This window comes from Apilactobacillus kunkeei, from assembly GCF_005930975.1.
In the GTDB taxonomy this organism is placed as follows: domain Bacteria; phylum Bacillota; class Bacilli; order Lactobacillales; family Lactobacillaceae; genus Apilactobacillus; species Apilactobacillus kunkeei_E.
Genome location: NZ_VBSE01000018.1, coordinates 1 through 280, shown reverse-complemented (window position 1 = coordinate 280; position 280 = coordinate 1). Strand labels below are relative to the sequence as shown.

Genomic DNA, 280 nt, shown 5'->3' with positions numbered 1-280 from the left:
TGGGCCTATAGCTCAGTTGGTTTAGAGCGCACGCCTGATAAGCGTGAGGTCGGAGGTTCGAGTCCCCCTAGGCCCATCGACCTCACAGGGGTCACAATCATATTTATATTTATGGGGAATTAGCTCAGCTGGGAGAGCACCTGCTTTGCAAGCAGGAGGTCAGCGGTTCGATCCCGCTATTCTCCATTGACACGTAAGTGTCATACTTGGTTCTTTGAAAACTAGATATTATTTAATTTCTATATTGAATTTGTATAAAAATACAATTTCAACCGAGAAC

2 tRNA genes are annotated in these 280 nt (G+C 44.3%); both read left to right on the top strand.

Features of this window, described 5'->3' with window-relative positions:
• The first annotated feature begins 1 nt into the window (after position 1).
• Positions 2–76 (top strand) — tRNA-Ile (locus FD688_RS00065).
• A gap of 37 nt (positions 77–113) precedes the next feature.
• Positions 114–186, top strand: a tRNA-Ala gene (locus tag FD688_RS00060).
• Positions 187–280 lie beyond the last annotated feature (94 nt).